Origin of the sequence: Vibrio zhanjiangensis (assembly GCF_030161235.1) — a bacterium.
In the GTDB taxonomy this organism is placed as follows: domain Bacteria; phylum Pseudomonadota; class Gammaproteobacteria; order Enterobacterales; family Vibrionaceae; genus Vibrio; species Vibrio zhanjiangensis.
In genome coordinates, this window is record NZ_BSPW01000046.1 from 356 (window position 1) to 898 (window position 543).

The window sequence follows — 543 nt, forward strand, 5'->3', positions numbered from 1 at the left end:
TGATTAAAAGTCAACTGCTCTACCAACTGAGCTAACGACCCAATGGTATCCCGTAGGGGAGTCGAACCCCTGTTACCGCCGTGAAAGGGCGGTGTCCTAGGCCTCTAGACGAACGGGACACTAAGTCGAAGATATTGGGATATCTTCTTTCTCTTAAACTACATAAACCATCAATCTGTGTGAACACTCATCGCAATAATCATCGTATAAGGAGGTGATCCAGCGCCAGGTTCCCCTAGCGCTACCTTGTTACGACTTCACCCCAGTCATGAACCACAAAGTGGTGAGCGTCCTCCCGAAGGTTAAACTACCCACTTCTTTTGCAGCCCACTCCCATGGTGTGACGGGCGGTGTGTACAAGGCCCGGGAACGTATTCACCGTGGCATTCTGATCCACGATTACTAGCGATTCCGACTTCATGGAGTCGAGTTGCAGACTCCAATCCGGACTACGACGCACTTTTTGGGATTCGCTCACTTTCGCAAGTTGGCCGCCCTCTGTATGCGCCATTGTAGCACGTGTGTAGCCCTACTCGTAAGGGC

General features: G+C 51.4%; 1 tRNA gene and 1 rRNA gene. Both read right to left on the reverse strand.

Going from position 1 to position 543, the window contains the following annotated elements:
* Positions 1 to 43 precede the first annotated feature (43 nt).
* A tRNA-Glu gene (locus tag QQK21_RS12025) sits at positions 44 to 119 on the reverse strand.
* 88 nt (positions 120 to 207) lie between these two features.
* Positions 208 to 543 (reverse strand): 16S ribosomal RNA (locus QQK21_RS12030); the annotation flags it as partial.